The following is a 26289-nucleotide window of genomic DNA, read 5'->3' as shown; positions in this document are numbered from 1 at the left end:
GGCGACGTTCAGCCGGCCCTCAGGGCGTCCTCGAGCGATGTGAGGCCGTCCGGCGGCACCCCGAGCAGCGTGGCCGCGTCGTCGTCGCGGCACACCATGTCCACCGACAGGCTGTGCACCAGTGCAGCGGTGAGCGAGCTCGGCCCGGGGGCCACCTGGCCGACCAGGAAGCTCAGCGTGTGTGGCATCAGGACCGGGAACGTCACCGTGGTGGGCGCCCGGCGGCCCCCGGCGCGGGCGTGCGCGGCCAGCAGGTCGCGGTACCGCACGACGTCCGGCCCGCCGACGTCCAGGGACCGGTTGACGCCCGACGGCAGGTCGGCCGCAGCAGCCAGGTAGTGCAGCAGGTCCGCCAGCGCGATGGGTTGCATCGACCGGTTCAGCCAGGACGGTCCGACGACGACCGGTAGCCAGCGCACGGCGGTCTCCAGCAGGTCGAACGACGCCGAACCGCGACCCACCACCATGCCGGCTCGCAGCTCGACGGCCGGCACGGCGCTGTCGAGGAAGATCCGGCCGACCTCGGCCCGGGAGGCGAGGTGCTCGGTGATCTCACCCTCGTCCGGCACGAGACCACCGAGGTAGACGATGCGCGAGACGTCGGCCTCCTCGCACGCGCGCGCGAAGGTGCTGGCGAGACGTCGGTCGACCTCGGCGAAGTCGTCGCCGTCGCTCATGGCGTGCACGAGGTAGTAGGCGACGTCGACGTCGTCGAGCGCGCTGCGCAGCGCGTCGGCGTCACCGACGTCGCCGGTGGCCACGTCGACCTCCTCCGTCCAGCCCTCGTCGGGGAGCCGGGACGGGTCGCGCACCAGCACGCGGACGTCGTGATCGGTCGAGTCGAGCAGGCGCTGCACCAGGTGACCGCCGACGAAGCCCGTGGCGCCGGTGACGAGGACGCGAGCCACGTCAGCCCGTCTTCGGGGGCAGGGGGATGAAGCCGCTGGTGCGCCGCACGTAGTCGTCGTAGCCGGGCTTGCTCTCGCGCATGCCCTTCTCGTTGAGCGACGCCCCCGTCACCTTGGTCAGGAAGATGGTCATCGCGACGGGGCTGACGACGGTCAGCAGTCCGGGCAGCGACGAGGCGGCGACGAGCCAGATGCCGGTCCACACGCAGGCGTCGCCGAAGTAGTTCGGGTGACGGGTGTAGCGCCACAGACCCTGGTCCATGATCTTGCCGTCGGTGTCCGGTCGCTTCTTGAACTCCTTGAGCTGCCAGTCGCCGACGGACTCGAAGACGAACCCGACCAGCCAGACGAGGACGCCGACCCACGCGAGCCAGGTGTAGTGCCCCTCGTTGTTGACGCCGACCATGATCGGCGTGGCGACGAGGTACATGGCGATGCCCTGCGGCAGGAACACCCGACGAACCGCCACCTGGGCGAACGAGCGCCCGTCGGCGTCGGCCATCTGCTGGTAGCGCGGGTCCTCGGGCTTGCCGCGGTTGCGCAGGTGCAGATGGACGGCGAGCCGCACGCCCCAGACCGTCGTGAGCAGCAGGAGCAGCCCCGACGGCCAGGCGTAGCCCCCGGCGCCGCGGTCGGCCACGAACACGGAGACGACGGCGATCGTGACGAACCCGAGCGGCCAGGCCGTGTCGACGACGGTGAGCTTCTCGGCGCGGATGGCCAGGGCCAGGCACACGCCCATGAAGACGACGACGGCGACGAGACCGATGCCGAGCGTCAGCAGCGTCTGGGTACCGTCGTTGTCGATCATGAGAGCCAGGCTAGGGGCGAACGTGGCATCCCGCTCTCCCCGGAGGTGCTGGGCTTGACGGCGAGGATCTGGTCGACGCCCATGCGGTTCTCCTCGAACGCGAGGGATCCGCCGGCGAGGTACAGGCGCCACACGCGGGCCATCTCCTCACCGACCAGCGCCACCGCGCTGCCCCAGCTCGCCTCGAGGCGAGCGGCCCACGCGGCGACCGTCTGCGGGTAGTGCTCCCGCATCGCCTGCACGTCGCGGATCTCCAGGCCGGCCCGGTTGATCAGACCGATCGTCTTGGCGAGCGGCTTCATGTGCATGTCCGGAGCGATGTACGTCTCGATGAACGGGCCGCCGCCGGGGGAGTCACCGGGCTTGTCATTGCTGCGCGACATCTGCTGGATGAGCACGCGCCCGCCCGGTCGCAGGTAGCGGTGGATGGCCGCGGTGAACACCTCGTACTCCGCATCGCCGACGTGCTCGCCCATCTCGACCGACGCGATGGCGTCGATACGGCCGTCCTGCACGCCTGCTTCCGACAGGTCGCGGAAGTGCCGCAGGCTGACGTCGACCCGCTCGGACAGACCGCGCTCGGCCGCACGCTTGAGCACGAAGTCGCGCTGCTCGCTGGAGAGGGTCACGCCGGTGACGTGCACGCCGTAGTGCTCCGCCGCGTGCAGCGTGAGCGAGCCCCAGCCCGAGCCGATGTCGACCATGCGCATGCCGGGTCGCAGGTCGAGCTTGCGGCAGATGAGGTCGAGCTTGGCCAGCTGGGCCTCGTGCAGGCTCTGCTCGGGACTCGTGTGGAACCCGCTGGAGTAGGCCATCGTCTCGTCGAGGATGAGCTCGTAGAAGTCGTTGGACAGGTCGTAGTGGTGGCTGATGGCCGCCCGGTCCCGCTCGCGGCTGTGCAGGTCCCCGGTCAGGTGCGACTCGGCGGCGGGGATCGCGGGCCGCTTGCCGACGACGCCGAGCCTGAGGGCGAGAGCGACGCCCTTGGCGACGGTGCTCGGGCGGACGCGGGGGCGACCGGCGGTCTCGTCGGCCGCTCGAGCCTCGCGCACCGCCGCCCAGACGCGTCGCAGGCCGTCGGCGAGGTCACCCTCGACGTCGAGGTCCCCCTGCACGTACGCGCGGGCCACGCCGAGCTCGCCGGGCTGCCACAGGACGTGGCGCACGGCGCGCTTGGAGCGCAGCACCAGCACCGGAGCGTCGTGCGGACCGGCCTCGCTGCCGTCCCACAGGCGCAGACGGACCGGCAGGGTCATGCCGAGGGTCTCCTCGGCGAGGGACAGGACGGCGTCGGCCTTGATCATGGGGTCATCCTCTCGACACGGGGGAGGCGACACCACGCGGCGTCCCTCTCGGCGAGTTCGTCACCATGGTCCGCGCGGGTGGGTCTTCTTTGGCATGCTGTGCCCATGAGCCTGTGGGCCCGACTCCGGATGTGGTTCTCGCGCACGGGCAGTGAGGTGCTCGGCTGGACCCTCGTGGTCGTTGGCATCGTCCTGATGCCCCTGCCCGGACCCGGCACGTTGATCCTCGTCTCCGGCGTGGCCCTCCTGGCGCGTCACTACGCCTGGGCCCGACGCCTGCTCGACCCGCTCAAGGCCCGAGCGATCGAGGCAGCGGTCTACGGCGTGCAGACGATCCCACGGATCACCGTCAGCGTGCTGGGCGGTGCCTGGTTGTTCGCCCTCGGCGTCGTCTGGTGGGTCGGCCCGACCATCCCCGAGTTCGAGGTCCTCGGGGTCGGCTTCGGCCCCGAGCTGCCGGCCCAGGGGTGGGTCACCGGTCTGGGCCTCATCACGTCGGCACTGGTGGCCTGGGGACTCATCGTCTACAGCATCAAGCGCTGGCGCGGCGACCCGCACGCACCCGGGCTGGACGACCGCGGTCTCGACGACACCCCGTCGACCGATGAGCAGACCCTTGCCTGAGACCTTCCTCGCCCGACGGTTCCCCACGGCCGACCTCCCGTCGGTCCGGCTCGGCACGGGGCCCACCCCCGTGCGCCGGCTCGACGCCCTCGACCTGCCGGTCGAGACGTGGCTGAAGGACGAGGGCACCTACGGCGACCGGTTGTGGGGAGGCAACAAGGTCCGCAAGCTGGAGTGGATCGTCGCCGAGGCCCACCGACGCCGTCGTGACACGCTCTTCACGGTCGGGGGCATCGGCACGCATTGGGGGCTCGCGGCTGCCCTCCACGGGCGCGAGCACGGGCTGCGCACGGTCCTCGGACTCGTCCACCAGCCGGTCGACGACCACGTCCGCGACCAGACCCGCCGCATCGACGCCTCGGGCGCCCACGTCCATCGCTACCCGAGCGTGCGACGGCTCAAGCTCGCGGCGCCGTACCTGCTGGCCCGCTACAGCCGTCGTGGTCGGCTGCCGTACTACCTGCCTGCCGGGGGCTCGTCCCCGGTCGGCACGCTCGGCTACGTGGAGACGGCGCTCGAGATCGCCGACCAGGTGCGGACCGGCGAGCTCCCGGAGCCCGCCACCGTCGTCACGGCCGTGGGTTCTGGTGGCACGACCGCGGGCCTGCTCCTCGGCCTGCGCCTGGCGGGTCTGCGGTCGCGGGTCCTCGGCGTCGTGGTCAACGACGCGCTGCCGCTCGACGCGGTCAGCATCTCCGCGCTGGCCCGTTCCACCGCCGAGCTGCTGCGGTCGCGAGGAGCCGACGTCCCCACGACCTTCGGCCCCAGCGACCTCGATGCGAGAAGTGACTGGCTCGGCGCCACCTACGGGGCGCCGACGCCCGAGGGCGAGGCGGCCCGGGTGGCCGCGCTCGAGCGCGAGGGACTCGAGCTGGAGCCGGTCTACACTGCCAAGGCGCTGGCCGCGGTGTCCGACCGGTCCGCCGGTCTCGAGGGACCGGTGCTGCTGCTGCAGACCCACGGCCCGCGCGACTGAGCCCGCCCGACGCCGCCGGACGGAAGGTTCAGGCCTTGCCGAGCAGCTCGAGCACCTGCTTCTCCAACGTCCTCGGGACCGGCTCGCCCGGGGCGATCGCCCGATGTCCGGAGGTGACGGCGATGCCGTCCTCGAACAGGTCGACGACGCGCGGGTCGACGTAGGAGGACCGGGCGACCGCCGGGGTGTTGCCTAGGTGCTCGCCGACGGTCCTCATCGCCGCCGAGACGGACCGCTTGCGGGAGGTCTTGGTCGAGCCGTCCGCGACGGAGAGCTCGGCCGCGGCGATGACGGTGCCCCGCCACGTGCGGAAGTCCTTGGCCGAGAACTCCTCGCCGAGCGTCGCCTTGACGTAGTCGTTCACGTGGGAGGCGTCGAGGTCGTGCCACGTGCCGCCCTCGCGCCAGGCGAGCAGCTCCGGCCCACCCGAACGGCGCCGACGCAGGCGATCGAGGACGCCGACGAGCAGCTCGTCGCGGACCGTCACCTCCACCTGCTGGCCCGACTTCGCCGTGTAGCAGAAGGCGATGCCGTTCTCGGTGCGCTCGACGTGCTCGGTGTGCAGCGTCGTGAGTCCGTAGCTGCCGTTCTCCTCGGTGTAGCGGCCCGAGCCGATCCGGAACATCCCGAGGTCGAGGAGGCCGAAGGTGGCGGCGCAGACCGTCTCGAGGTCGGGCTCGTCGCCGATCCGGTCGCGGACGGCCTTGCGGCGACGCAGCAGAGCGGTCGCGAACTGCTCCATGTGCACGAACTTCTCGGCGTCGCGTCGTTCGCGCCACGCCGGGTGGTAGAGGTACTGCTTGCGTCCGGCGGCATCGGTCCCGACCGCCTGGAGGTGCCCGTTCGGCACCGGACAGATCCAGACGTTCGTCCAGGCCGGCGGGATGACGAGCTCCTTGCACCGGGCCACGTCGACCGGTTCGAGCGCGGCGCCGTCGGTACCGACGTAGCGGAACCCGCGGCCGTGCTTGAGCCGCTTCCAGCCGGCCATGGAGGGGGAGACACGACGCAGGCGGACCATGGCCCGACCGTAGGGTCGGGACGGGGCAGTCGCCACTCGGCAGGCGATGCTCCGCGGGTCTCGGCCAGGGTGGTTCCGTCACACTGGCGCCATGCTGCGCGTCGTCTCCGTCCTGGTGTCCGTCGTGGTGGTGCTGACGGCCTGCACCTCGGGCGACGAGGACGGTTCCGAGCCGGCCGAGCGGGCGTCGGGAGGCGACGCCCCTGCGGCGGCATCGTTCTGCACCGGCACCGAGGTCCGAACACTCTCGACGGCGGCGGGGGACCGGCCCTACCTCGTCCGGGGCCCGAGCGGCTGGGACGGCAGCACGGCGCTCCCCGTCGTGTACCTGTTCCACGGCCTCGGTGGGCAGGCCGACACGACGCTCGCCTACACGGGACTCGCCGAGGTCGCCGACGAGCGTGGCTTCCTCGTGGTCGCTCCGCAGGCGACAGGGCAGGGCAACAGCTGGGACTACCGCTCGACGACGGCCCAGGAAGGGTCCGACCTGGCCGGCCTGCGGGAGCTGATGACGGCCGTCGGTGAGCAGGACTGCGTCGATGCCGACCGGCAGTTCGCGACTGGCCTGTCGAACGGCTCGGCCCTGGTGCTGGCGATGGCCTGCTCGGGCGACTTCCCGCTGCGTGGCTACGCGGGCGTGGCGGCCGCCTTCTACGACAGCAGCTGCGTCGACGCTCCACCCGCACCGATCGCGTACTTTCACGGAACCGCCGACGAGGTGGTGCCCTTCGGTGGCGGTCCGACACCGATCGAGCCGACGGAGCCGGTCGAGACGAGCATGGCCGGCTGGGCGCGGCACAACTCCTGCGCGCCGGAGCCGACCGTCGCGGGCGTGGGCGCCGATGTCGAGCGACGTGTCTGGCAGGACTGCGACGCCGACCTGGTGGCCTACTACGTCGACGGTGGCGGTCACACCTGGCCCGGCGCCGAACCGCTGCCGTTCCTCGGTGGCACCACGGGGACCATCTCGGCGTCGCAGGAGATGGCCGACTTCTTCGGGCTGGACTGACGCGAGCGTCGGCGCGTCCGCTCCCACCCGAGCCGGCCCGCATCCGCACCGGGAGCAGGTGAAGGACGACCCTGGGCCGGTCGCACCTCCTGCGTGGGTGCCGCGGTCCGGCACGGCCGGAGACACGCCGGCGTCACCGTGTGCCCCCGGCAGGATTCGAACCTGGAGAAGATGTGGCACACCCCCGCCGCGCAGATCCGCCAGTGGGTCCTTGACGGCCTCCTGACCCAGCAGTCCAACGGCCTGTTCTCCACCAGCGAGATCAGCCGCTTCAACCGCGAACACGGCAACCTCCTGCCCTGAACACGCCATGACCCCGGACCATGAGTCAGTCGGGGGTCGAGCGCTGCCCGCCCCAACTCATCCACTCAGGTGAGACAACCGCGCCAGACGCCTCGCGCACACGTGGGGCGTAGGGAAGGTTAGGGCAGGGTCCTGCTGCCGAAACCCAGCTTGTCCCACAGGACGTCGACGTCGTCAGCGTTGAGCCAGCGCAGAGAGTAGGTGACAGGCCGATCCTGATCTGGATCCGAGTGATCGATGTAGGTGAGGGTGCCACCGCGAAGCTCTTCAACCGCATCGCCAGTTAAGTCGAGCCCATCGACATATTCCGGTAGCGGTGAGGTCTCATCGGTGCGCATCATCAACCACTCAATGACTTCCCGCGGCTCACTCCACTTTGTCCACCAGAGACGACCGCTCACGCCTTCGGCCACGGATTCAACCCGAGTCGCGAGATAGCCATGGACACGGTCCTCCAGCACGATCTCCGCCATGGCCTTGCGGAGATCATCCAGGCTCGCATCGTGCGGAGTGCGCGAGAAGTCAGGTCGACGAGGCACGGTTCGATGATCCCACCGAGCCCACGAGAAAAGGTCTGAACTTCTCTCACGACCTTCTGCGGGGTGCTCCCAACGACGGGCACGAGAGCGTCGGCCCAACGCCGGGAGGCACACCATGGCCGCGAAGACCGCCACCAAGAAGTCCGACACCGCCGCACCCAAGACCCTCAAGGACGCCGCAGCCACCGGAGCCGTGCGCCTGTTGCGTCAGCGCAAGAACGGCACGCTCCGCAGCCTGCCGTACCTCGCGCCGGGTAGCGACCAGCGCACGCAGGCCGAGGCCGTGGCTGCGCGCCGCGCCAAGGGCGAAACCGTTGGCGCTATCGCTACCGACCTCAATCTCTCCATCGCCACCGTCCGCCGCATGATCACGAACCTGCTCGTGGCCCAGCAGATCGAAAAAGGCGACTCCGCCGACCGCTACACCCCCGGCGAGACGAAGGCCGTCCTTTCGGTCGTGGGCGAGGACGCCGCCTGAGCGAAGTTACTGACATTCAACGACCGGGTTGGCCTTCGCGGCTGGCCCGGTCGATTGACGTAACCGACGTGGAAGGATCTAGACGTGGGCAAGTGGCTAAGGGAACCGGAGCCGGATCCGGACATCGAGCGGTTCCGCGAGGGCATGGTTGCGCTGTACCGCGATGGTGAGCACGCCGGATATGTCGCGACAAGTCTCAGCACGTTCATGACCCCGTTCTCTCGTCAGAAGCAGTGGTGGGTCTGGCTCGTTGTCGTGTTCAACGACGGCACCCGCCACAACAAGATCGAGGACTACCCGCCTTGGACGTACGTGCGCGAGATGCTGGACGGCCACTTCGACTGGCAGCAATCGACCACGGAGACGGGTCCATACGACGTCATTTGGTTGCCGTCAGAGGAGTCGCAGCGGCTTCGCGCTGAACTCAACATCCAGCCTGAAGACTTCTGAATCCGGCCCTTGCCCGTACGCCGACGAAGAACGCACCCTCGGCCCCGGCGCCGAGGGCACCCGTAATCAGCGGTTCTAGGCCGATTTCTGGGCCCTGTCGGGTGAGCACCGCGTGGGGGCAATGGCAGTGGCTGGGCCAGGTGTGGTCGCGCCGTGGTCTCTCGACCTCGTGGGCGAGTAAACACGCAGGCCAGGGGCGCATCGACCTTCGGTTGCGTAGTGCGAGCGGCTACGCGACGCCGTCGTCCCAGTCCGTGAAGTGCGAATAGTCGATGCCGTAGAGAACTTTGTTGAACTCGTCCTCGTTCATGCCCTCCAGTTCCTCGCACCGGTTGAAAATCCCCCTGTTGACCTGGGCCAGGTGTCGGCGGGTGAGGCACGGAAACTCCGTCGACCCGCAGGAGCACCCAGGCCCCTCCTCGTCGGGTCCGTGCGCCACAACGATCTCGACAAGTGCGGCCATCCACTTGTTGCGCTTCTCGTAGGCGAGGTCTCGCTCTTTCGAAGCACTGTTGGCCGCCTCGCGATACGAGTTCACCATCTCGCGGGACTTCTTCACATGGTCCTCCAGGCGCACGACCGTCTGCCACTGCGGCTCGCCATCGCGCTTGAAGTGTGCCCGGCAGTCCTTGCAGAGTTCACGAGACTCCCCCTCTGGCCGACGCATAAACATGTACTCGCAGCACACGCACATTGAAGGTCGGAGTTCATCATGTCGTCGCCGCGGGGACGGAGGCGATGCGATCGAAGGCGTGGAGTGAGGAGCGTGCGTCGCTCGCATGTTCTTGTAGTACTGGCGCAATTGGTGGACCTGGCCGGAGTGCAACAGCGCGGTGCCGCGTAGGACGTTGATGTTGAGCTTGTGCGCGGTCTGGACCAATAGACGCGGACTAACATGTAGTTCCTTGGCAAGGTCAACTACCCGGATGCGCTCATTCTTCATCTCTACATTGTGCGCTCGTGATCCGACACATTCGTTGCGCTCCGGAGAGGTGTCGCGCCACGCGTCTACGGGATCGCGGTCAGTTCAATGCCTGCCTTTCGCGCCTTCTCCGTCAGGAGCGTGACGAAAGCAGAGCACGACACCAGCATGTAGACGGCGTCCTCAATGGGGACCTCGGACTCGTCCTGCATCGCGTGACGAATTCCATGCGCGTCACTGGTCCAGCCGTAGAGAGCCAGCCACGCCTTCTTCACGGCGGGGTGGAGCAATATATCGGCGGCTTCGAGTTTCTTCAAAGCGTCGCCCAGCGTTGCCTTCTGCCCGACGAGCGCGATGCACAGCGCCTCGACAGCAGACACGGCCTCCTTCACCGAGTTGGCGGCGTCAGGATTGGCTCTGTCAGCCAACAAGTTGATCGACCTTCGTAGGTGAGTGCGGACTCCGGACAACGGATGCGCCAACGCGTCCTCGATCGCGTCTATCGCCTGCTGGTCTGTGACCTCGACTAGTTCACCGCTCACGAAGCGGTAAGCGCAGAGGTAATCCTCCAGTACCTCATTAGCGAACTTGGTAGCTCTGTGCCTATTCCGACCTGAGTGCTGAATGGTGTACTCGAGGATGTCGTACATCTCATGCCAGTCGCCAGCGAAGAATCGATTTCGCAGCCGAGCGTGGATTTTATCGCTGTAGTTCGGCATTGCGTCTGCTGGCAACTCGAAGAAGCCGATCCAGATGGCGTAGTAGAGCCTGTCGTATGCTTTGTCGTTGACGGAGACGGTCTCTCGCGGGAGGCATGACCAGACCACATCCCACAGGCGATTCCGGGTTGCATCATCAACGGCTTGTCGTTGAATTACTTCGCGGACCGGACGGTGCCCCATCCGTTCGGAGAATCTCGCCACGCCACTCCTTTGCTCGTCATCCGAGCCTAGTAGCGGAAGGTGACGTTATTGCGTACCCCGAAACGCCGCGTCGAGGCGAGCGCTGCGTTCGGCCTCGTTCTCCGCGTCCTCGAACAGGTGCGTGTAGGTCTGAGCCGTGAACGCCACGTTGGCATGGCCCATCCAGCGAGAGATCTCAACCATTCGATGCCCCTGGTGAGACATGAGGCTGGCGTAGGTGTGTCGCAGGTCGTGAACGCGCATGGGTGCGAGCCCCACGGCGCGAGCCGCTGGCGTGAAGCGCCGACGGTAGAAGCTCGCCATGTCGCGCGGCTGCGAGCCGCGACCCCACACGTAGTCGTCAGGCTCACTGCCCCTCGCTGTGTGAAGTCCAGGACCTGCCGCATCAGCGTGGGCGGCACCGGCACGGTGCGGCGGCTGCGGGAGGTCTTCGGCGTCTCAACGACCGACCCGGCGTTCTTGCTCCGGACTACTGTCTCGTCGACTCGTACGGTGTTGCGTAGCGGGTTGAGGTGGCGGACACGGAGCCCGGCAATCTCACCTCGGCGAAGTCCAGTCCAGGCCATGAAGCGGATCATGACGGCGTCGCCTTCGGCCTTGAGGTCGTCCGGTTCGGATGCCCTTGCGCTTGTCCGCAGCGAGTCCAGCGGTCTGGACAGCCTCGGCCAGCACGTTGACCTCGTGGACGGCGAGGAAGTGGACGTGCTCATTGGCGTCGTCCAGTCTTCAACGCTGACGACGGCGACGAGGGCCCCGATTCGATTCTTCGTCACGCGTGCCCCCGGCAGTGTGCTGGTTCAAGACATACCGGACAGATGTCTCACGTCATCCCGGACAGTCTGTCGATGCTCCGTGAGTGACCAAAGCCCGTCTGGTGATCACCGCTGTCGTCCTGGAGGGCCGCACGCCGGCCGAGGTCGCGAAGACCTATGGCGTGTCGCGTTCGTGGGTCTATGAGCTTGCTCGTCACCGCGAGGAGGGCGAGTCGGCTCTCGAGCCGCGCTCCCGGCGTCCAAGGACCTCTCCGAGGGCGACGCCTGCTGAGGTCGTCGCGCTGATCGTCGAGCTCCGCGCACGACTGTCCCAGCAGGGATTGGACGCCGGGCCAGAGACCATCGTCTGGCACTTGGAGCACCACCATGACGTCCAGGTCTCACGCGCCACGGTGGCGCGGATCCTGCACCGTCAAGGGCTGGTGACTCCCGAACCGAAGAAGAAGCCGAAGTCGGCTCTGCATCGATTCGAGGCGTCCCTGCCGAACGAGACCTGGCAGTCCGACTTCACCCACTACCGCCTCACCGGCGGCACCGACGTCGAGATCTTGACCTGGCTCGATGACTGCACTCGCAAGGCCATCAGAGTCGCCGCCCACCCACGCGTCACCGGCCTGATCGTGGTCGAGCAGTTCCGCCGAGCCGTCGCCGAGGCTGGTATCCCAGCCTCGACCCTCACCGACAACGGCATGGTCTACACCACCCGCTTCTCTGGTGGACGGGGCGGACGCAACGGATTCGAGTCCGGGTTGCGTCGCCTGCACGTGATCCAGAAGAACGGCCGCGCCAACCACCCCACCACCCAGGGCAAGGTCGAACGCTTCCAGCAGACCCTCAAGAAATGGCTTCGCGCCCAACCCGTCCAGCCTGTCGCGATCGCCGACCTGCAGAGGCTGCTCGATCACTTCGTCGAGCACTACAACCACCACCGGCCCCACCGCTCCCTGCCGCACCGCTCCACCCCGGCAGCCCGCTACGACACCCTGCCCAAAGCCTTGCCCGGCACCACCCGCGACGCCCAGACCCACACCCGCATCCGCCACGACCGCATCGACACCAGCGGCGTCGTCACCCTGCGCATCGCCGGCCGCCTGCACCACATCGGCATCGGCCGAACCCACGCCCGAACCCACGTCATCCTGCTCGTCGCGGACCTTCAAGTCCGCATCGTCAACGCCACCACCGGAGAACTCCTTCGAGAGCTCACCATCGACCCCGACTACCAACCCCAGAAATGACGACAGCCGGACCCACTTTCGTGGGTCCGGCTGTCCGCGATGTCCTGAGACATCACACGGTGCCCCCGGCAGGATTCGAACCTGCGACCTGCGGTTTAGGAAACCGTTGCTCTATCCCCTGAGCTACGGGGGCGACGGCCCCAGCGTAGTGGTCGTCGGCGCGTCGTCACCAAGCAGTGACCTCGAAGGCGTGCGCACGACACGCGAGCGGCGTAGCGTCGGGGCCAGTTCCCCCGGAGGATGCCCATGAGCGCCAGTGACGACCGCCCGCCCGGTGCTGTCGCGCGCTCGTTCACGTACCGCCTCAGCGGGGACCGGCAGCAGCAGGCGGTCCTCGACGACTTCCGCACCGCGGCGATGCTCGGGGTGCACGCCCTCGGGATCGAGGACGCCGCCGGCCCCCGGATCGTCGTGCGGTGCGAGACCGAGGACGATGCGATCCTCGTCGACCACGTCGTGCGGGAGATCGACCCCGGCGCGGCACGCATCGGCCGCAGGACGCCACCAGCGACGACACCGCGCACCGGCGAGCCGACCGACCTGGCGCCGTAGGATCGGACCGACGGGTCCGGTACGAGAGGGTGGTCTCAACGTGAGTGGAACCAAGCGGGTCGACGCGTGGCTCACCGACATGGACGGGGTCCTCGTCCACGAGGAGCGCGCCATCCCCGGGGCCGCGGAGTTCATCGCGACGCTGCGCGAGCTCGACTTGCCGTTCCAGGTGCTCACGAACAACTCCATCTACACGCCGCGCGACCTGCGTGCGCGCCTCGGTGCCGCGGGCATCGACCTGCCCGAGGGCGCCATCTGGACGTCGGCCCTCGCCACGGCGCAGTTCCTCGCCGAGCAGCGTCCCGAGAGCTCGGCCTACGTGATCGGCGAGGCAGGGCTGACGACCGCGCTGCACGACGTCGGCTACGTCATGACCACCCGTGACCCGGAGTACGTCGTCCTGGGGGAGACGCGCACCTACTCCTTCGAGGCCATCACCCGCGCCATCCAGCTGATCGAGCGGGGCTCACGCTTCATCGCGACCAACCCCGACCCGACCGGGCCGTCGCCCACCGGCTCCCTGCCGGCGACCGGCTCGGTCGCCGCACTGATCACCAAGGCCACCGGTGTCGAGCCGTACTTCGTCGGCAAGCCCAACCCGCTCATGATGCGCAGCGCCCTCAACGAGATCGAGGCGCACTCCGAGAGCACCGTGATGGTCGGCGACCGCATGGACACCGACGTCCTCTCCGGGCTCGAGGCCGGCCTGAGGACCGTCCTGGTGCTCACCGGCTCGACCGCGGCCGAACGCGTCGACCGGTTCCCGTACCGTCCGACGCGGGTCGTCGACTCGATCGCCGACGTCGTGCCACTGGTCAGGGAGCTGCACGCGCAACGGTAGACTCGGTCCGTCCGTGCCCGTCACCCCCAGGGCGCGGGCGAGGACGACACGGAGTGATGACGTGAAGGTTTTCCTGATCGGAGACCGCGGAACGCTCGGCCCACCGGCCGCCGCCGCTCTCCGCTCGGCCGGCCACGAGGTCGCCGACCCCCGAGACCAGAGCATGTCCGGATGCGATGTCGTCGTGTCCCTCGCGCCGCCCCAGCCAGTGGGCCATGCAGCGCTGGCCCCCGGCGCGTGGCGTCGCCACGACCGCCACCTCGCCGAGGGATCGCACCGTCTCGTGGACGCAGCCCGGCGGGCCGGCGTCCCACGCTTCGTCCAGTGCAGCAGCAGCGTGCTCTACGTCGACTCCGGTGACGACCGGATCGACGAGTTCACGACGATCGACCTCACGCAGGCCACCGAGCCGTTCGTGATCGCCGAGGCCAACGCCGAGCAGTTCGGGCGCGACGGCGGCGAGCACGTCGTGCTGAGGCTCGGTCGGGTCGTCGGCCCCACCCAGCACACCGCGTGGATGGTGCGGCGCGCACGATCGGGGCGACCGACCGGGTTCGGCGACCCGCAGTCGTGGATCCACCTGATCCACCTCGAGGACGCCGCCGCCGCGGTCGTCGCAGCCGTCACGGCCCCGCCCGGCACCTACAACGTCGGCGCCGAGCCGACCCGCCGCCACGATCTCGCCGAGCAGCACGCGCTGGCGGGAGAGCGTCGCGGCCCGAGGTTCCACAGTCCGCTCACCCATCGCCTCGGGGGGCGACGCCTGGAGATGCTCACGCGCTCGCAGCGGGTCTCCTCGCAGCGGTTCGGCGACCGGACCGGCTGGCACCCGGCCCATCCCAAGCTCACGCCCGACTGGTTCGACCGTGCCCTCGTCGACGCCTGAGCCGTCCGACGAGGTCGCCGAGCGCGAACGTCGTCGGCGCGCTGCTGCGCTGCTCGGCGACCTCCTGCCGTCGTCGACGACCGACGACCTGCCAGCACCGGACGAGCAGACCGGCCGCGGGGCGGGGGACCGCGACGACGAGCTGCGTCGCGACGTCCCCCCGCACCACGGTTCCTGACCGCGGACTCGGCCTCAGGGCCGAGCGTTGAGCGCGTCGCGGATCTCGCGCAGCAGCTGGATGTCCTCGGAGACGCCCTCGGGCTCGGGCTCCTGGCCCCGGTTCAGGCGCTCGTTGAGCGTCTTCATCGGCATCACGAAGACGAAGTAGACGACGGCCGCGGTGATCAGGAAGGTGATGACGGCCGTGATGAAGGCGCCGTACGTGAACTCCTGACCGTTGACGATGAATGATCCGCCGGTCTCGCCCCCGCCGGCGACCAGACCGATCATCGGCTCGATGAACGAGCTCGTGAACGAGCCGACGAGTGCGGTGAACGCGGCCCCGATGACGACGGCGACCGCGAGGTCGATGATGTTCCCGCGCAGCAGGAAGTCCTTGAAGCCTTGGATCATGGTGTGTCCCCTCTGATTGGTCCGGCGGGCACGACCGTCGCGCCCCGCCCGCCGAGCGTAGTGCGGGACAGCAGGCGCGGTCACGCGAAGGTCCCTACTGCTGCCCGATCCCGGTCGGGGCGGTCGCGACGACGCTGAGCCGGGCGTCCTCCGACGCCGCAGCGAGAGCGGCGGCGCCCTCGCGGTCGGTGAGGACCCGCACCGTCGCGGGAGCCGTCGGGTCACCGGTGTCGGTCGTCGTGGCCACCACCTCCAGTCCCTCACCCACCACGACGCCCCGTGCGCCGGCACCGTCGCGGGCCCGGGTGACGGCCACGACGTCCGCCAGGTCACCCACGGACAGCGCCTGGACCTCCAACGGGTCGGCCACCCGCACCGTCGCCACCACGGTCCCGGCGGGACGACCGCTCAGCACGCCCGGACCCAGCAGGCGGGCGTCGGTGAACGCCTCGCCCCGACGCATCGGTCCGGCGACCTGCGAGCCAGGGAGCGTGTCGGCCGACGTCGTCGCCCCGTCGGGCACGGCCCGCGGATCCACCCGGACCTCCGTGACGTCGTCGGCGGCCAGGGTGCTCCCGCTGGGCAGGTCGCGGGCGGCGACGAGTAGACCGGTGGACGGGGGAGCGTCGGCGCGCACGGCCGACACCGCGCTCAGGACCGCCAACGCGACCAGGACGCTGGCGAGGAGACGGCGGTGGTCGAAGAACACGCGACGCAGGCGATCCATGGCGCCACGCTAGGACCGCCACCGACCCGGCGGCAGTGCCCGTCCACAGGGCGCGTCCACAGGGGCCGTCCACGGGCTCCGAAGGGCTCCCAGGTGACAATCCGATTACGGGCCCGGCCAATCTGCTCAGGCCGGTGCCGGTGGCCCCGGCCCGCGGCTAGGGTGCGGTGGTGCCGGGCACCCCGGCCACGTCACCAGGAGGAACTTTGCGTCGATTCACCAAGGCCGGTGCCGCAGCCGGCGTGGCTGCGCTCGTGCTCGCTGCAGCGGGCTGCGCCAACACCAACAACGATGACGACAGCGCCGGCGGGTCCGGCGAGGACTGCGTCGAGTCCAACGGCATGAAGGTCGGCATGGCCTTCGACGTCGGCGGACGCGGCGACCAGTCGTTCAACGACTCCGCCGCCGCCGGCCTCGACCGCGCCGAGTGCGAGCTGGGCTTCGAGATCCAGACCGCCGAGGCGCAGGACGGCGAGCCCGAGGCCGCCCGTGAGGACCGCCTCCAGCAGCTCGTCGACGCCGACTTCAACCCGGTCATCGCCGTCGGGTTCGCCTACTCGGAGTCCGTTGGCAAGGTCGCCGCGGCCAACCCGGACGTCAACTTCGCCATCGTCGACGACGGCGTCGAGGGTGACAACATCACGAACCTGCTGTTCGCCGAGGAGCAGGGCTCCTTCCTGGTCGGCGCCGCCGCCGCCCTCAAGAGCGAGAGCGCCAACATCGGCTTCGTCGGTGGCGTCGAGGTCCCGCTGATCCAGAAGTTCGAGGCTGGCTTCGTCGCCGGGGCCGAGGCCGTCAACCCCGACATCGAGATCCAGAGCCGCTACCTGACGCAGCCGCCGGACTTCAGCGGGTTCGCCGATCCGGCCGCCGGTCGCACCGCCGCCGAGGGCATGATCGACAACGGCGCCGACGTCGTCTACCACGCCGCCGGTGGCTCCGGTGGTGGTGTCTTCGAGGCCGCCGCCGCCGGCGACGCCTTCGCCATCGGCGTCGACTCCGACCAGGCGCTCACTGCCGACGAGTCGGTCCAGGACGTCATCCTGACCTCGATGCTCAAGAACATCGACGTCGCCGTCTTCAGCTTCCTCGAGACGGTCAACGACGGCGAGCCGGCCACCGGCCCGACGGTCTACGACCTCTCGGTCGACGGCGTCGGCTACTCCACCACCGGTGGTCGTGTCGACGACATCGCCGACCAGCTGGACGAGTACAAGCAGCAGATCATCGACGGCGAGATCGAGGTCCCGACCTCCTGATCGCCCCTGGCCGCGGCTCGGCTCGACGCAGTAGCGTTGGCCGGGCCGCGGTCGTCGTGCCCGCACCGCCCGATCCACCAGGAGTCCCCTCCGTGTCGTCCCCCTCCGCAGCGGCCGCCTCCGCGGACGCCACCGACGTCGTCGTCCGGCTGCGCGGCATCGGCAAGACCTTCCCCGGCGTGGTCGCCAACCACGACATCGACATCGACGTCGCCCGCGGCACCGTCCACGCGATCGTGGGGGAGAACGGTGCCGGCAAGTCGACGCTCATGAAGATCCTCTACGGGGTCCAGAAGCCCGACTCCGGGACGATCGAGATCGACGGACGCCAGGTCTCGCTCTCCTCGCCGTCGGACGCGATCGCCGCGGGCGTCGGCATGGTCTTCCAGCACTTCATGCTGGCCGACAACTTCACCGTGCTGGAGAACGTCGTCCTCGGCGCCGAGAAGCTGCACGGCATCGGCGACGGCGCGCGCGAGGAGATCCGCCGCATCTCGGCCACCTACGGCCTCGACATCGATCCCGATGCGCTCGTGGAGGACCTCGGCGTCGGGGCCCGTCAACGCATCGAGATCCTCAAGGTCCTCTACCGCGGGGCGCGCATCATCATCCTCGACGAGCCGACGGCCGTGCTCGTGCCGCAGGAGGTCGAGGAGCTCTTCGACAACCTGCGTGAGCTCAAGTCCGAGGGTCTCGCCGTCATCTTCATCAGCCACAAGCTCGACGAGGTCCTGTCCGTCGCCGACACCGTCACCGTCGTGCGGCGCGGTACCACCATCGACACGGTGGCGGCGCAGAGCGTGACGTCGCGCCAGCTCGCCGAGCTCATGGTCGGCAGCGAGCTCCCGAGCCCCACGACCGAGACCTCCACGGTCACCGACGTGCCGGTGCTGCAGGTCCGTGACCTCACGCTTCCCGCAGCGGTCGGCGGACGTCCGCTCCTGTCGGACATCGACCTCACCATCCACCGCGGTGAGATCCTCGGCATCGCCGGTGTCGAGGGCAACGGCCAGGCCGAGCTCGTCGAGGCCGTGATGGGCATGCGTCCCGGCGCCACGGGATCGGTCGAGCTCTCCGGTCAGGACCTCGCCGGGCTCTCGACCCGCCGTCGACGCGAGGCCGGCATCGGCTACATCCCCGAGGACCGCCACCGGCACGGCCTGCTGCTCGACGCCCCGCTCTGGGAGAACCGAGTCCTGGGGCACCAGACCCGCGAGCCGAACGTCCGCGGGCCGTTCGTGAGCCGCGGCGGAGCCCGCGCCGACACCGAGCGGATCGTCCGGGACTACGACGTGCGCACCCCGGGCATCGACGTGCTCGCGCGAGCCCTCTCCGGCGGCAACCAGCAAAAGCTCATCATCGGGCGAGAGATGAGCGGCGACCCGAGCCTGCTCATCGCCTCCCACCCGACCCGAGGCGTCGACGTCGGGGCGCAGGCGGCGATCTGGGACCACATCAAGAACGCCCGTCGCGAGGGCCTGGCGGTCCTGCTCGTCTCGGCCGACCTCGACGAGCTGATCGGACTCTCCGACACCATCCAGGTGATCCTGCGCGGTCGGCTCGTCGGTACCTTCGACCCCGCCTCGGTGACCCCGCAGCAGCTCGGCTCGGCCATGACCGGGGCCGCCGACGACGACCCAGGAGCGTCCCCCGCGTGACCGACAACCGTCTCAAGCGTCTCGGGCTCGGCCTCGCGGCACCGCTCCTGGCCCTGCTCAGCGCCTTCCTCATCACGAGCCTCGTCCTGCTCGCGGCCGGCGACTCGGTCACCGGCGTGTGGGGCCAGATCCTCAGTCCGCCGCAGGCCCGCGGGCTGACGAACATCGTCAACGCCGCCACGGTCTACTACCTCTCCGGCGTCGCCGTCGCGATCGGGTTCCGGATGAACCTGTTCAACATCGGCGTCGACGGCCAGTACCGCGTGGCGTCCTTCGCCGCCGCGGTCGTGGCCGGCGAGGCGTTCCTGCCCGGCTACCTCAACACCCTCCTGGCGCTCATGGCCGCGATGGCCGTCGGTGCCGTGTGGGCGGGCATCGCCGGGATCCTGCGCGTCACGCGAGGCGTGTCGGAGGTGATCTCCACGATCATGCTCAACGCCATCGCCACTGCGCTCGTCGCCTACCTGCTCCGCAAGGCGGCCGTCGACAACCCCGGGTCCAACATCACCGCCACCAAGGACGTCCCCGAAGGCAGCCGGATCCCGGGATTCTCGGTCTTCCCGGACTCGCCGAACCAGGTCTACGGGTTCGTCGTCGTCGCCGTCCTGGTCGGCATCACCTACTGGGTGGTCATCAACCGCACCCGCTTCGGCTTCGACCTGCGGGCCACCGGCCTGTCCCAGAGCGCAGCCGTGGCCTCCGGCATCGACACCAAGCGGATGATCTTCGTCTCGATGCTGCTCTCGGGTGCCGTCGCGGGCCTGGTGGGCATGCCGATCCTCTTCGGGCAGGCCTTCAACTACGGCTCGACGTTCCAGTCCGGGCTCGGCTTCGCCGGCATCGCCATCGCGCTGCTCGGGCGCAACCACCCGGTCGGCATCGCGCTCGGAGCCCTGCTGTTCGCCTACCTCGACGAGCAGTCCAACCCGCTGCAGATCCTGCAGAACGTCTCCCCGGACATCGTCCGCATCACGCAGGGCACGATCGTGCTCACCGTCGTGATCGCCTACGAGGTCGTCCGCCGCTACGGCGTCCGCCTCGAGCAGCGCCAGGTGGCGCTCGCCCTCGAGGCCGAGCGCTCGACCTCACGAGAGGAGGCGTCGCCATGAGCGTCGCCGTCACCGGCACCACCACCGTCAAGGCTCCGCGGCGACGGCTGCGCCTGCCCTACGTCCTGCTCGGGTTCGCCCTGCTGCTCGTGCTGCTCTCCTTGCTGCGCATCGTCACCGGCACCGGTGACCTCAGCTCCTCCGGCACCCTGCGGGCCACCCTGATCGCGGCCATGCCGATCGGACTGGCCGGGCTCGGGGGTCTGTGGGCCGAGCGCGCGGGCGTCGTCAACATCGGCCTCGAGGGCATGATGATCCTCGGGACCTTCGGAGCCGGCTACTTCGGCTACTTCTGGGGGCCGTGGGAGGGCGTGCTCGGCGCCATCGGGTTCGGCATCGCCGGCGGTCTGCTGCACGCCGTCGCCACGGTGCTCTTCGGCGTCGACCACATCGTCTCCGGCGTCGCGGTCAACATCATCGCCCTCGGCGTCGTGCAGTACCTCGCCGTGCTCTCCTTCAGCGGCGTCCCCGGCGGCGGCCAGACGCAGTCGCCGCGTGTCGACGACCTGCCGAGCATCTCGATCCCCGCGCTCGCCGACCCGCTCGGGTCCCTGGAGCAGCGCCAGTGGTTCTTCGTCTCCGAGCTCGCCGCCCTGCTGCGCTCGTTCGTCTCCAACCTCTCGGTGCTGACGCTGATCTGTCTCGGCCTGTTCGTGCTCACGTGGTACGTGCTGTGGCGCACGACGTTCGGGCTCCGCCTGCGCTCGGTGGGGGAGAACCCGGCCGCAGCCGAGACCCTCGGCGTCGACGTCATCCGCTACAAGTTCATCGCCGTGGCGACGTCCGGCGCCTTCGCCGGTCTCGCCGGCGGGTTCCTCGCCCTCGTGGCCGCGAACGGCTTCCGCGACGGCCAGACCGGAGGTCGCGGCTACATCGGTCTCGCCGCCATGATCTTCGGCAACTGGCGACCGGGCGGCCTGCTGGCCGGCTCCGGGCTGTTCGGCTACACCGACACGCTGCGTCTGCGCGGCGGCGGGGACTCCGTCCACGGGCTGCTGCTGCTGGTGGCGATCGGACTCATCGGCCTGGCGCTGTGGCAGTGGCGCCAGCACGGACGGCAGTCCGCGCTCGTCGCCGCCGTGCTCGGCGTCGTCGTCGCACTCTGGTACGTCCTCACCGACTCCGTGCCGGAGGACCTCACCGGCATGACGCCGTACGTCACCACCCTGCTCGTGCTCGCCCTGTTCGCGCAACGGCTTCGCATGCCTGCCGCGGACGGCAAGCCCTACCGCAAGGGGTCGGCGGGATGACCAACGTGCCCTTCGGCATCAGTGGTGCCGACGACCCCGTCGACTGGGAGTCCCTGCGCACCTACGCTGCCCAGGTCATGGAGCGTGCCTACGCCCCCTACTCGCGGTTCCGCGTCGGAGCGGCCGGTCTCGTCGACGACGGCCGCGTCGTCCTCGGGTGCAACGTCGAGAACGCCTCCTACGGTCTCGGGCTCTGCGCGGAGTGCGGTCTGGTCTCGGCGCTGCACGCCACCGGTGGAGGTCGGTTGCGTGCCGTGGCGTGCGTCGACGGCAAGGGCGAGCCCCTCATGCCGTGCGGGCGCTGCCGCCAGCTGCTGTGGGAGAACGGTGGCCCCACCATGGAGCTGCTCACGCCGTCCGGGGTCAGGCCCATGAGCGAGGTGCTGCCCGGCGCGTTCGGTGCGCACGACCTGGAGGACCAGTGATGCCAGACCTCTCCGCAGCCGCCCTCGTCGTCGACCCGTACCCGCTCCTGGCGGAGCTGCGCGGCGCCGGCCCGATGCTGCGCGCCGACGACGGACGGTGGGTGGCCACGACCCACGCGGCCGTGTCCGCGGTCCTGCGTGACCGACGGCTCGGCAGGCTCTGGACGGACTGGGAACCGGCCGAGCACATGGAGCCGTTCAACGCGCTGCACCGCCACCAGCTCATGGAGAACGAGCCGCCCGAGCACACCCGCATGCGCAAGCTGCTCGCCGGGGCGTTCGGTCGGGGGCACGTCGAGCGCATGCGACCGAGGATCGAGGACCTCGCCGCGTCGATGCTCGACGACCTGCCCACCGACGCCCCCGTCGACATCCTCGCGTCCTACGCCGAGCCGATGCCGGTCTTCGTCATCGCCGACCTCCTGGGGGTCCCGCGTGAGGATCACGAGCGGTTGCGCGACTGGTCCCAGGCGATCGTCCACATGTACGAGCAGGGTGTCGACACGTCCGTCCGCGAGGCGGCGGTGACGGCGAGCGAGGAGTTCGCCGCCTACGTCCGGGACGTCGTCGAGCGTCGTCGTCGCGAACCTGGTGACGACCTCGTCACCGACCTGCTCGCCGAGCGCGAGCAGGGGCGCGGCTTCTCCGAGGACGAGCTCGTCGCCACCGTCGTCCTGCTGTTGAACGCCGGGCACGAGGCGTCGGTCAACGTCTTCGGCAACGGGATCCACGCGCTGCTGTCACACCCCGCCGAGCTCGACCGCGTGCGGTCGGGCGAGGTCGACGTCGCCACGGCGCTGGAGGAGATGATCCGCTTCGACGCCCCGCTGCAGATGTTCGAGCGCACGGCCACCGTCGACGTGGAGGTCGCCGGCGCCTCGGTGCGGGCGGGGGAGAAGGTCGCGTGCCTCATGGGCTCGGCCAATCGCGACGCCGACGTCTTCGCGGCCGCCGACACGTTCGACGTCGGCCGCAGCCCCAACCCGCACGTCGGGTTCGGTCTCGGTCTGCACTTCTGCCTGGGCGCGCCCCTGGCCCGGCTGGAGCTCGAGATCACCGTGCGACAGCTGCTCGAGCGGTTCCCCGACCTCGCCCTGAGCGGTCGGGCGCCGCGCCGTCCGACCTGGGTGCTGCGCGGGTTCGAGTCGATCGAGGTGACCCTGACATGATCATCGACGAGCCCTTCGACGCCCCGGCGATCATCGCCGCCAAGCGGGACCGTCAGGCGCTGCAGGACGACGAGATCGACTGGGTCGTCGACGCCTTCACGCGCGACGTCGTCGCCCCCGAGCAGATGTCTGCGCTGGCCATGGCCATCCTCCTCAACGGCATGGACCGCCGCGAGATCGCGCGCTGGACGGCAGCGATGATCGCCAGCGGCGAGCGGATGGACTTCTCCGGCCTGAGCCGGCCGACCGCCGACAAGCACTCCACGGGAGGCGTCGGCGACAAGATCACCCTGCCGCTCGCGCCGCTCGTCGCGGCCTGCGGCGTGGCCGTTCCGCAGCTGTCCGGGCGCGGTCTCGGGCACACCGGGGGCACCCTGGACAAGCTCGAGTCGATCCCCGGGTGGCGCGCGGACGTCTCCAACGAGGAGATGCTCGCCCAGCTCGAGGACGTCGGCGCGGTCATCTGTGCCGCCGGCGCCGGACTGGCCCCGGCGGACAAGAAGCTCTACGCCCTGCGCGACGTGACGGGCACGGTCGAGGCGATCCCGCTCATCGCCAGCTCGATCATGAGCAAGAAGATCGCGGAGGGCACCGGTGCCCTCGTGCTCGACGTGAAGGTCGGCTCCGGGGCGTTCATGAAGACCGAGGCGGACGCCCGCGAGCTGGCCGAGACGATGGTGGCGCTCGGCACGGACGCCGGCGTCCGGACCGTCGCCCTGCTGACCGGCATGTCCGTCCCGCTCGGCCTCACGGCCGGCAACGCCCTCGAGGTGCGCGAGTCGATCGAGGTCCTCGCCGGCGGCGGGCCCGACGACGTCGTGCAGCTGACGCTCGCCCTCGCCCGCGAGATGCTGGCCGCCGCAGGACGCGACGACGTCGACCCGGCCGACGCGCTCGCCGACGGGCGGGCCATGGACGTCTGGCGCCGGATGATCGGCGCCCAGGGCGGTGACCCCGACGCCGCTCTGCCCACCGCGCGCGAGACGCACGTCGTCACGGCCGAGACGAGCGGCACCGTCGAGCAGGTGGAGGCCATGGCCGTCGGGCTGGCTGCGTGGCGCCTCGGAGCAGGACGATCCCGTCCCGGGGAGGCGGTCCAGGCCGGCGCGGGCGTCGAGCTCCACGTCCGTCCCGGCGACGAGGTGTCCGCCGGCGATCCGCTCCTGACTCTGCACACCGACACGCCGGAACGCTTCGGCCGAGCGCTCGCCGCTCTCGAGGGCGGTCTGGTCGTGGGCACGGGCTCCGCTCCCGAGCAGTCCGTCGTCATCGATCGCATTGGTTAGGGTCGGGGCATGCGAGTGCTGAACGACGCGCAGGAGATCGCCCAGGCCGAGGGGCAGGAGCTCGGCGTCAGCGAGTGGCTGCAGATCGCGCAGGAGCGCATCGACCTCTTCGCCGACGCCACGGGAGACCGCCAGTGGATCCACGTCGACCCCGAGCGGGCCGCCGACGGACCGTTCGGCGCGACGATCGCCCACGGCTACCTGACGCTGTCGCTCCTGCCGTTCCTCGGGGCGCAGGTCTACGCCTTCGCGGGCGACGTCGCGCGGGTCAACTACGGACTGAACACGGTCCGCTTCATCTCGCCGGTGACCGTCGGCTCGAAGATCCGCAACCGCGTCTCGGTGCTCGAGGTCAAGGACCTCGAGCGGGGTCAGCAGGTGACGCTGAGGCACCAGATCGAGATCAAGGGCCAGGACAAGCCCGCGTGCGTCGCCGAGACCGTCACGCTGCTGATGGAGGCTCAATCATGACCAGCACGTCCACGAGTGCCACGACCGCGAAACCCGCCACCCCCGAGCAGGTGCTGCGCGCGCCGAAGGTCGCCCTTCACGAGCACCTCGACGGCGGGGTGCGGCCGGCCACCGTCGCCGACATCGCCGAGCAGATCGGCCACGAGCTGCCCGCCGCACCGGACCAGCTCGGCCTCTGGTTCGCCGACGCGGCCAGCTCCGGGTCGCTGCCTCGCTACCTGGAGACGTTCGAGCACACCGTGGCGGTCATGCAGCGGGCCGAGGACCTGGCGCGCGTGGCCAAGGAGTCCGTGCTCGACCTGGCCGCCGACGGCGTCGTGTACGCCGAGCTGCGCTGGGCGCCCGAGCAGCACCTCGCGGGCGGGCTGAGCCTGCCGGAGACGGTCGAGGCCGTCCAAGCAGGGATCGACGAGGGCCGCGCGGAGGCACGTGCCGAGGGCACGCCGATCGTCGTCGGGCAGCTGCTCACCGCGATGCGCCACGCCCAGCACGGCCTGGAGATCGCCGAGCTCGTCGTGCAGTACCGCGACCGCGGCGTCTGCGGGTTCGACATCGCCGGCGCCGAGGACGGGTTCCCGCCGATCCTGCACCTGGAGGCCTTCGAGTACCTGCGCCGCGAGAACGCGCACTTCACGATCCATGCGGGGGAGGCCTTCGGGCTGCCGTCGATCTGGCAGGCGATCCAGCGCTGCGGCGCCGACCGGCTCGGTCACGGCGTGCGCATCATCGACGACATCGACCTCGCCGCCGCCGACGGCCCGCGACTGGGCCGACTCGCCTCCTACATCCGTGACAAGCGCATCCCGCTGGAGATGTGCCCGTCCTCGAACCTGCAGACATCGGCAGTGCCCAACATGCGATCCGTCGCGGACCATCCGATCGGCCTGCTCAAGGACCTCGGATTCCGCGTCACCGTCAACTGCGACAACCGTCTCATGAGCGGCACGACGATGAGCCGGGAGATGCAGCTGCTCGTCGATGCGTTCGGCTACGGCACCGACGACCTGCGCTGGTTCACCGTCAACGCGATGAAGAGCGCCTTCCTGCCCTTCGACGAGCGCCTCGCGCTGATCAACGACGTCATCAAGCCCCGGTACGCCGCGCTGTGAGACGCCTGCCGCCGTCGTTCACCCCCTGAGCACGCGACGCGCCCGTCGCGGTGACATCGGCTCGCAGCCGGCCTCGACGGCGGCACGCACGATCGCCGGCTCCGCGCGCATCAGGCGCCACCCGCGTCGCACCAGGATCCACGGGGCCTTGCGACCTTCGCGCAGGTCGCGCGCCAGCCGCATCGCGAACGTCACGAGGGCCGGACGACGCAGACAGATCGCGCGGTCCAGCAGGCCGGCGTCGCGGCACGCGGCGACGACGGCCGGTGCGAAGAGTCCCTCGGCGATGAACCGTGATCCCGCCGTCACCTCGCGGGTCCCCGTCCGGCGCGACGCCGCGAGGTCGTACACGGGTACGTCCGCCCGACCCGAGACACAGAGCTCGGCGATCGCCCCCACGGCCTCGCTCGCCGACCAGGAGGCCACGTGGTCCCAGTCGACGATCCCGAGGCTCGACCGTGGCAGGTCGGGCTCGTCTCCGTCGCGGTAGAAGTCGTCGAGCCGCAGGACGGACCAGCCCAGGACCTCCGCGAGGTGGGACTTGCCCACGCCCGAGGGCCCGGCCACGACGACCACCCGGCCGGCCGCGAGGACGGGCCCGTCGTCCGGCTCGGTCTCCTGCACCCGCACGATCCTAGAGGGGGCCGCAGGAGGCGCGGCCGGCCGTCGTCGGCGGGGCCCGTCCGGCTCGTCGA

General features: G+C 69.9%; 31 protein-coding genes and 1 tRNA gene. 20 read left to right on the top strand and 12 right to left on the bottom strand.

Features of this window, described 5'->3' with window-relative positions; translation table 11 throughout:
* Positions 1-8 precede the first annotated feature (8 nt).
* The 3 genes from ABD213_RS03790 to ABD213_RS03780 are packed head-to-tail and all read right to left on the bottom strand — an operon-like array spanning position 9 to position 3023.
* The gene (locus ABD213_RS03790; RefSeq protein WP_344324520.1) at positions 9-908 is read right to left on the bottom strand and encodes an NAD(P)H-binding protein; all 900 of its coding nucleotides are present in this window, start codon (positions 906-908) and stop codon (positions 9-11) included.
* A gap of 1 nt (position 909) precedes the next feature.
* Positions 910-1719, bottom strand: a complete 810-nt coding sequence (locus tag ABD213_RS03785) for a DUF1295 domain-containing protein (RefSeq protein WP_344324517.1) — start codon at positions 1717-1719, stop codon at positions 910-912.
* The gene (locus tag ABD213_RS03780) at positions 1716-3023 is read right to left on the bottom strand and encodes a class I SAM-dependent methyltransferase (protein WP_344324514.1); all 1308 of its coding nucleotides are present in this window, start codon (positions 3021-3023) and stop codon (positions 1716-1718) included. The genes ABD213_RS03785 and ABD213_RS03780 overlap by 4 nt, the downstream gene beginning before the upstream one ends.
* A 105-nt stretch (positions 3024-3128) precedes the next feature.
* On the opposite strand from ABD213_RS03780, the gene ABD213_RS03775 reads away from it, so the two are divergent.
* Positions 3129-3647 carry a PGPGW domain-containing protein gene (locus ABD213_RS03775; RefSeq protein WP_344324511.1) on the top strand — a complete coding sequence of 173 codons (519 nt, stop codon included), beginning with the start codon at positions 3129-3131 and terminating at the stop codon, positions 3645-3647.
* Positions 3640-4623, top strand: a complete 984-nt coding sequence (locus ABD213_RS03770) for a 1-aminocyclopropane-1-carboxylate deaminase/D-cysteine desulfhydrase (protein WP_344324508.1) — start codon at positions 3640-3642, stop codon at positions 4621-4623. The genes ABD213_RS03775 and ABD213_RS03770 overlap by 8 nt, the downstream gene beginning before the upstream one ends.
* Positions 4624-4651: 28 nt before the next feature.
* On the opposite strand, the gene ABD213_RS03765 is transcribed toward ABD213_RS03770, so the two are convergent.
* Positions 4652-5644 carry a DNA topoisomerase IB gene (locus ABD213_RS03765; RefSeq protein ID WP_344324505.1) on the bottom strand — a complete coding sequence of 331 codons (993 nt, stop codon included), beginning with the start codon at positions 5642-5644 and terminating at the stop codon, positions 4652-4654.
* A gap of 91 nt (positions 5645-5735) precedes the next feature.
* Here ABD213_RS03765 and ABD213_RS03760 point away from each other — a divergent pair, with 91 nt between their 5' ends.
* Positions 5736-6653, top strand: coding sequence for a CE1 family esterase (locus ABD213_RS03760; RefSeq protein ID WP_344324502.1), 918 nt, complete (start codon positions 5736-5738; stop codon positions 6651-6653).
* A gap of 171 nt (positions 6654-6824) precedes the next feature.
* The gene (locus tag ABD213_RS03755; RefSeq protein ID WP_344324499.1) at positions 6825-6956 is read left to right on the top strand and encodes a hypothetical protein; all 132 of its coding nucleotides are present in this window, start codon (positions 6825-6827) and stop codon (positions 6954-6956) included.
* Between the two features lie 119 nt (positions 6957-7075).
* On the opposite strand, the gene ABD213_RS03750 is transcribed toward ABD213_RS03755, so the two are convergent.
* A complete protein-coding gene (locus ABD213_RS03750; RefSeq protein WP_344324496.1) occupies positions 7076-7495 on the bottom strand; it encodes a hypothetical protein in 420 nt (139 codons plus the stop codon).
* Positions 7496-7610: 115 nt separating this feature from the next.
* On the opposite strand from ABD213_RS03750, the gene ABD213_RS03745 reads away from it, so the two are divergent.
* Complete coding sequence (locus ABD213_RS03745; RefSeq protein ID WP_344324493.1) at positions 7611-7973, top strand: hypothetical protein; 363 nt, start codon at positions 7611-7613, stop codon at positions 7971-7973.
* Positions 7974-8057: 84 nt separating this feature from the next.
* Positions 8058-8423 (top strand): hypothetical protein, encoded by a 366-nt coding sequence (locus ABD213_RS03740; protein ID WP_344324490.1) that lies wholly within the window; start codon positions 8058-8060, stop codon positions 8421-8423.
* 229 nt (positions 8424-8652) lie between these two features.
* Here the strand turns inward: ABD213_RS03740 and ABD213_RS03735 are convergent, their stop codons facing one another.
* The 3 genes from ABD213_RS03735 to ABD213_RS03725 all read right to left on the bottom strand — a co-directional run bounded on the left by ABD213_RS03735 (position 8653) and on the right by ABD213_RS03725 (position 10601).
* A complete protein-coding gene (locus ABD213_RS03735; RefSeq protein WP_344324487.1) occupies positions 8653-9366 on the bottom strand; it encodes a hypothetical protein in 714 nt (237 codons plus the stop codon).
* A 65-nt stretch (positions 9367-9431) separates the two neighbouring features.
* Positions 9432-10268, bottom strand: a complete 837-nt coding sequence (locus ABD213_RS03730; RefSeq protein ID WP_344324484.1) for an AbiJ-NTD4 domain-containing protein — start codon at positions 10266-10268, stop codon at positions 9432-9434.
* Between the two features lie 45 nt (positions 10269-10313).
* Positions 10314-10601, bottom strand: coding sequence for a tyrosine-type recombinase/integrase (locus tag ABD213_RS03725; RefSeq protein WP_425546012.1), 288 nt, complete (start codon positions 10599-10601; stop codon positions 10314-10316).
* Positions 10602-11124: 523 nt separating this feature from the next.
* Here ABD213_RS03725 and ABD213_RS03720 point away from each other — a divergent pair.
* On the top strand, positions 11125-12279 hold the full coding sequence (locus ABD213_RS03720) for an IS481 family transposase (protein ID WP_344324478.1): 1155 nt from the start codon (positions 11125-11127) through the stop codon (positions 12277-12279).
* Positions 12280-12339: 60 nt separating this feature from the next.
* Here ABD213_RS03720 and ABD213_RS03715 read toward each other — a convergent pair.
* Positions 12340-12412 (bottom strand) — tRNA-Arg (locus tag ABD213_RS03715).
* 113 nt (positions 12413-12525) lie between these two features.
* Between ABD213_RS03715 and ABD213_RS03710 the strand changes: the two genes are divergently transcribed.
* The 4 genes from ABD213_RS03710 (at position 12526) to ABD213_RS03695 (ending at position 14736) form a co-directional block, all read left to right on the top strand.
* Entirely contained in the window at positions 12526-12831 is a 306-nt protein-coding gene (locus ABD213_RS03710) for a hypothetical protein (RefSeq protein ID WP_344324475.1), read from the top strand.
* A gap of 40 nt (positions 12832-12871) precedes the next feature.
* Positions 12872-13672: an HAD-IIA family hydrolase gene (locus tag ABD213_RS03705; RefSeq protein WP_344324472.1), complete on the top strand. Its 801-nt coding sequence runs from the start codon at positions 12872-12874 to the stop codon at positions 13670-13672.
* Positions 13673-13733: 61 nt separating this feature from the next.
* On the top strand, positions 13734-14558 hold the full coding sequence (locus tag ABD213_RS03700) for an NAD-dependent epimerase/dehydratase family protein (protein ID WP_344324469.1): 825 nt from the start codon (positions 13734-13736) through the stop codon (positions 14556-14558).
* Positions 14539-14736 (top strand): hypothetical protein, encoded by a 198-nt coding sequence (locus tag ABD213_RS03695; RefSeq protein WP_344324466.1) that lies wholly within the window; start codon positions 14539-14541, stop codon positions 14734-14736. Before ABD213_RS03700 ends, ABD213_RS03695 begins: the two co-directional genes overlap by 20 nt.
* A gap of 14 nt (positions 14737-14750) precedes the next feature.
* On the opposite strand, the gene mscL is transcribed toward ABD213_RS03695, so the two are convergent.
* Together mscL and ABD213_RS03685 are read right to left on the bottom strand one after the other, a co-directional pair.
* A complete protein-coding gene (gene mscL, locus ABD213_RS03690; RefSeq protein WP_344324463.1) occupies positions 14751-15131 on the bottom strand; it encodes a large conductance mechanosensitive channel protein MscL in 381 nt (126 codons plus the stop codon).
* Between the two features lie 94 nt (positions 15132-15225).
* The gene (locus ABD213_RS03685) at positions 15226-15858 is read right to left on the bottom strand and encodes an SAF domain-containing protein (RefSeq protein ID WP_344324460.1); all 633 of its coding nucleotides are present in this window, start codon (positions 15856-15858) and stop codon (positions 15226-15228) included.
* 206 nt (positions 15859-16064) lie between these two features.
* Here ABD213_RS03685 and ABD213_RS03680 point away from each other — a divergent pair, with 206 nt between their 5' ends.
* The 9 genes from ABD213_RS03680 to ABD213_RS03640 all read left to right on the top strand — a co-directional run bounded on the left by ABD213_RS03680 (position 16065) and on the right by ABD213_RS03640 (position 25594).
* Positions 16065-17117 carry a BMP family lipoprotein gene (locus ABD213_RS03680; protein ID WP_344324457.1) on the top strand — a complete coding sequence of 351 codons (1053 nt, stop codon included), beginning with the start codon at positions 16065-16067 and terminating at the stop codon, positions 17115-17117.
* Between the two features lie 92 nt (positions 17118-17209).
* The gene (locus tag ABD213_RS03675) at positions 17210-18775 is read left to right on the top strand and encodes an ABC transporter ATP-binding protein (RefSeq protein ID WP_344324454.1); all 1566 of its coding nucleotides are present in this window, start codon (positions 17210-17212) and stop codon (positions 18773-18775) included.
* Positions 18772-19884 (top strand): ABC transporter permease, encoded by a 1113-nt coding sequence (locus tag ABD213_RS03670; RefSeq protein WP_344324451.1) that lies wholly within the window; start codon positions 18772-18774, stop codon positions 19882-19884. The genes ABD213_RS03675 and ABD213_RS03670 overlap by 4 nt, the downstream gene beginning before the upstream one ends.
* Positions 19881-21134: an ABC transporter permease gene (locus ABD213_RS03665; RefSeq protein ID WP_344324448.1), complete on the top strand. Its 1254-nt coding sequence runs from the start codon at positions 19881-19883 to the stop codon at positions 21132-21134. The genes ABD213_RS03670 and ABD213_RS03665 overlap by 4 nt, the downstream gene beginning before the upstream one ends.
* A complete protein-coding gene (locus ABD213_RS03660) occupies positions 21131-21559 on the top strand; it encodes a cytidine deaminase (protein WP_344324445.1) in 429 nt (142 codons plus the stop codon). The genes ABD213_RS03665 and ABD213_RS03660 overlap by 4 nt, the downstream gene beginning before the upstream one ends.
* Positions 21559-22728, top strand: a complete 1170-nt coding sequence (locus ABD213_RS03655) for a cytochrome P450 (protein WP_344324442.1) — start codon at positions 21559-21561, stop codon at positions 22726-22728. Before ABD213_RS03660 ends, ABD213_RS03655 begins: the two co-directional genes overlap by 1 nt.
* A 2-nt stretch (positions 22729-22730) precedes the next feature.
* On the top strand, positions 22731-24014 hold the full coding sequence (locus tag ABD213_RS03650) for a thymidine phosphorylase (protein ID WP_425546019.1): 1284 nt from the start codon (positions 22731-22733) through the stop codon (positions 24012-24014).
* 9 nt (positions 24015-24023) lie between these two features.
* Complete coding sequence (locus ABD213_RS03645) at positions 24024-24485, top strand: MaoC family dehydratase (RefSeq protein WP_344324436.1); 462 nt, start codon at positions 24024-24026, stop codon at positions 24483-24485.
* Positions 24482-25594: an adenosine deaminase gene (locus ABD213_RS03640; protein ID WP_344324433.1), complete on the top strand. Its 1113-nt coding sequence runs from the start codon at positions 24482-24484 to the stop codon at positions 25592-25594. Before ABD213_RS03645 ends, ABD213_RS03640 begins: the two co-directional genes overlap by 4 nt.
* Before the next feature lie 18 nt (positions 25595-25612).
* Here ABD213_RS03640 and ABD213_RS03635 read toward each other — a convergent pair whose 3' ends face one another.
* On the bottom strand, positions 25613-26218 hold the full coding sequence (locus tag ABD213_RS03635) for an ATP-binding protein (RefSeq protein ID WP_344324430.1): 606 nt from the start codon (positions 26216-26218) through the stop codon (positions 25613-25615).
* Between the last annotated feature and the right edge of the window lie 71 nt (positions 26219-26289).

The sequence above is a fragment of the Aeromicrobium halocynthiae genome (assembly GCF_039531385.1).
GTDB classification, from domain to species: domain Bacteria; phylum Actinomycetota; class Actinomycetes; order Propionibacteriales; family Nocardioidaceae; genus Aeromicrobium; species Aeromicrobium halocynthiae.
The sequence above is the reverse complement of the archived record's forward strand: the minus strand, read 5'-3'. Positions and strand labels throughout refer to the sequence as shown.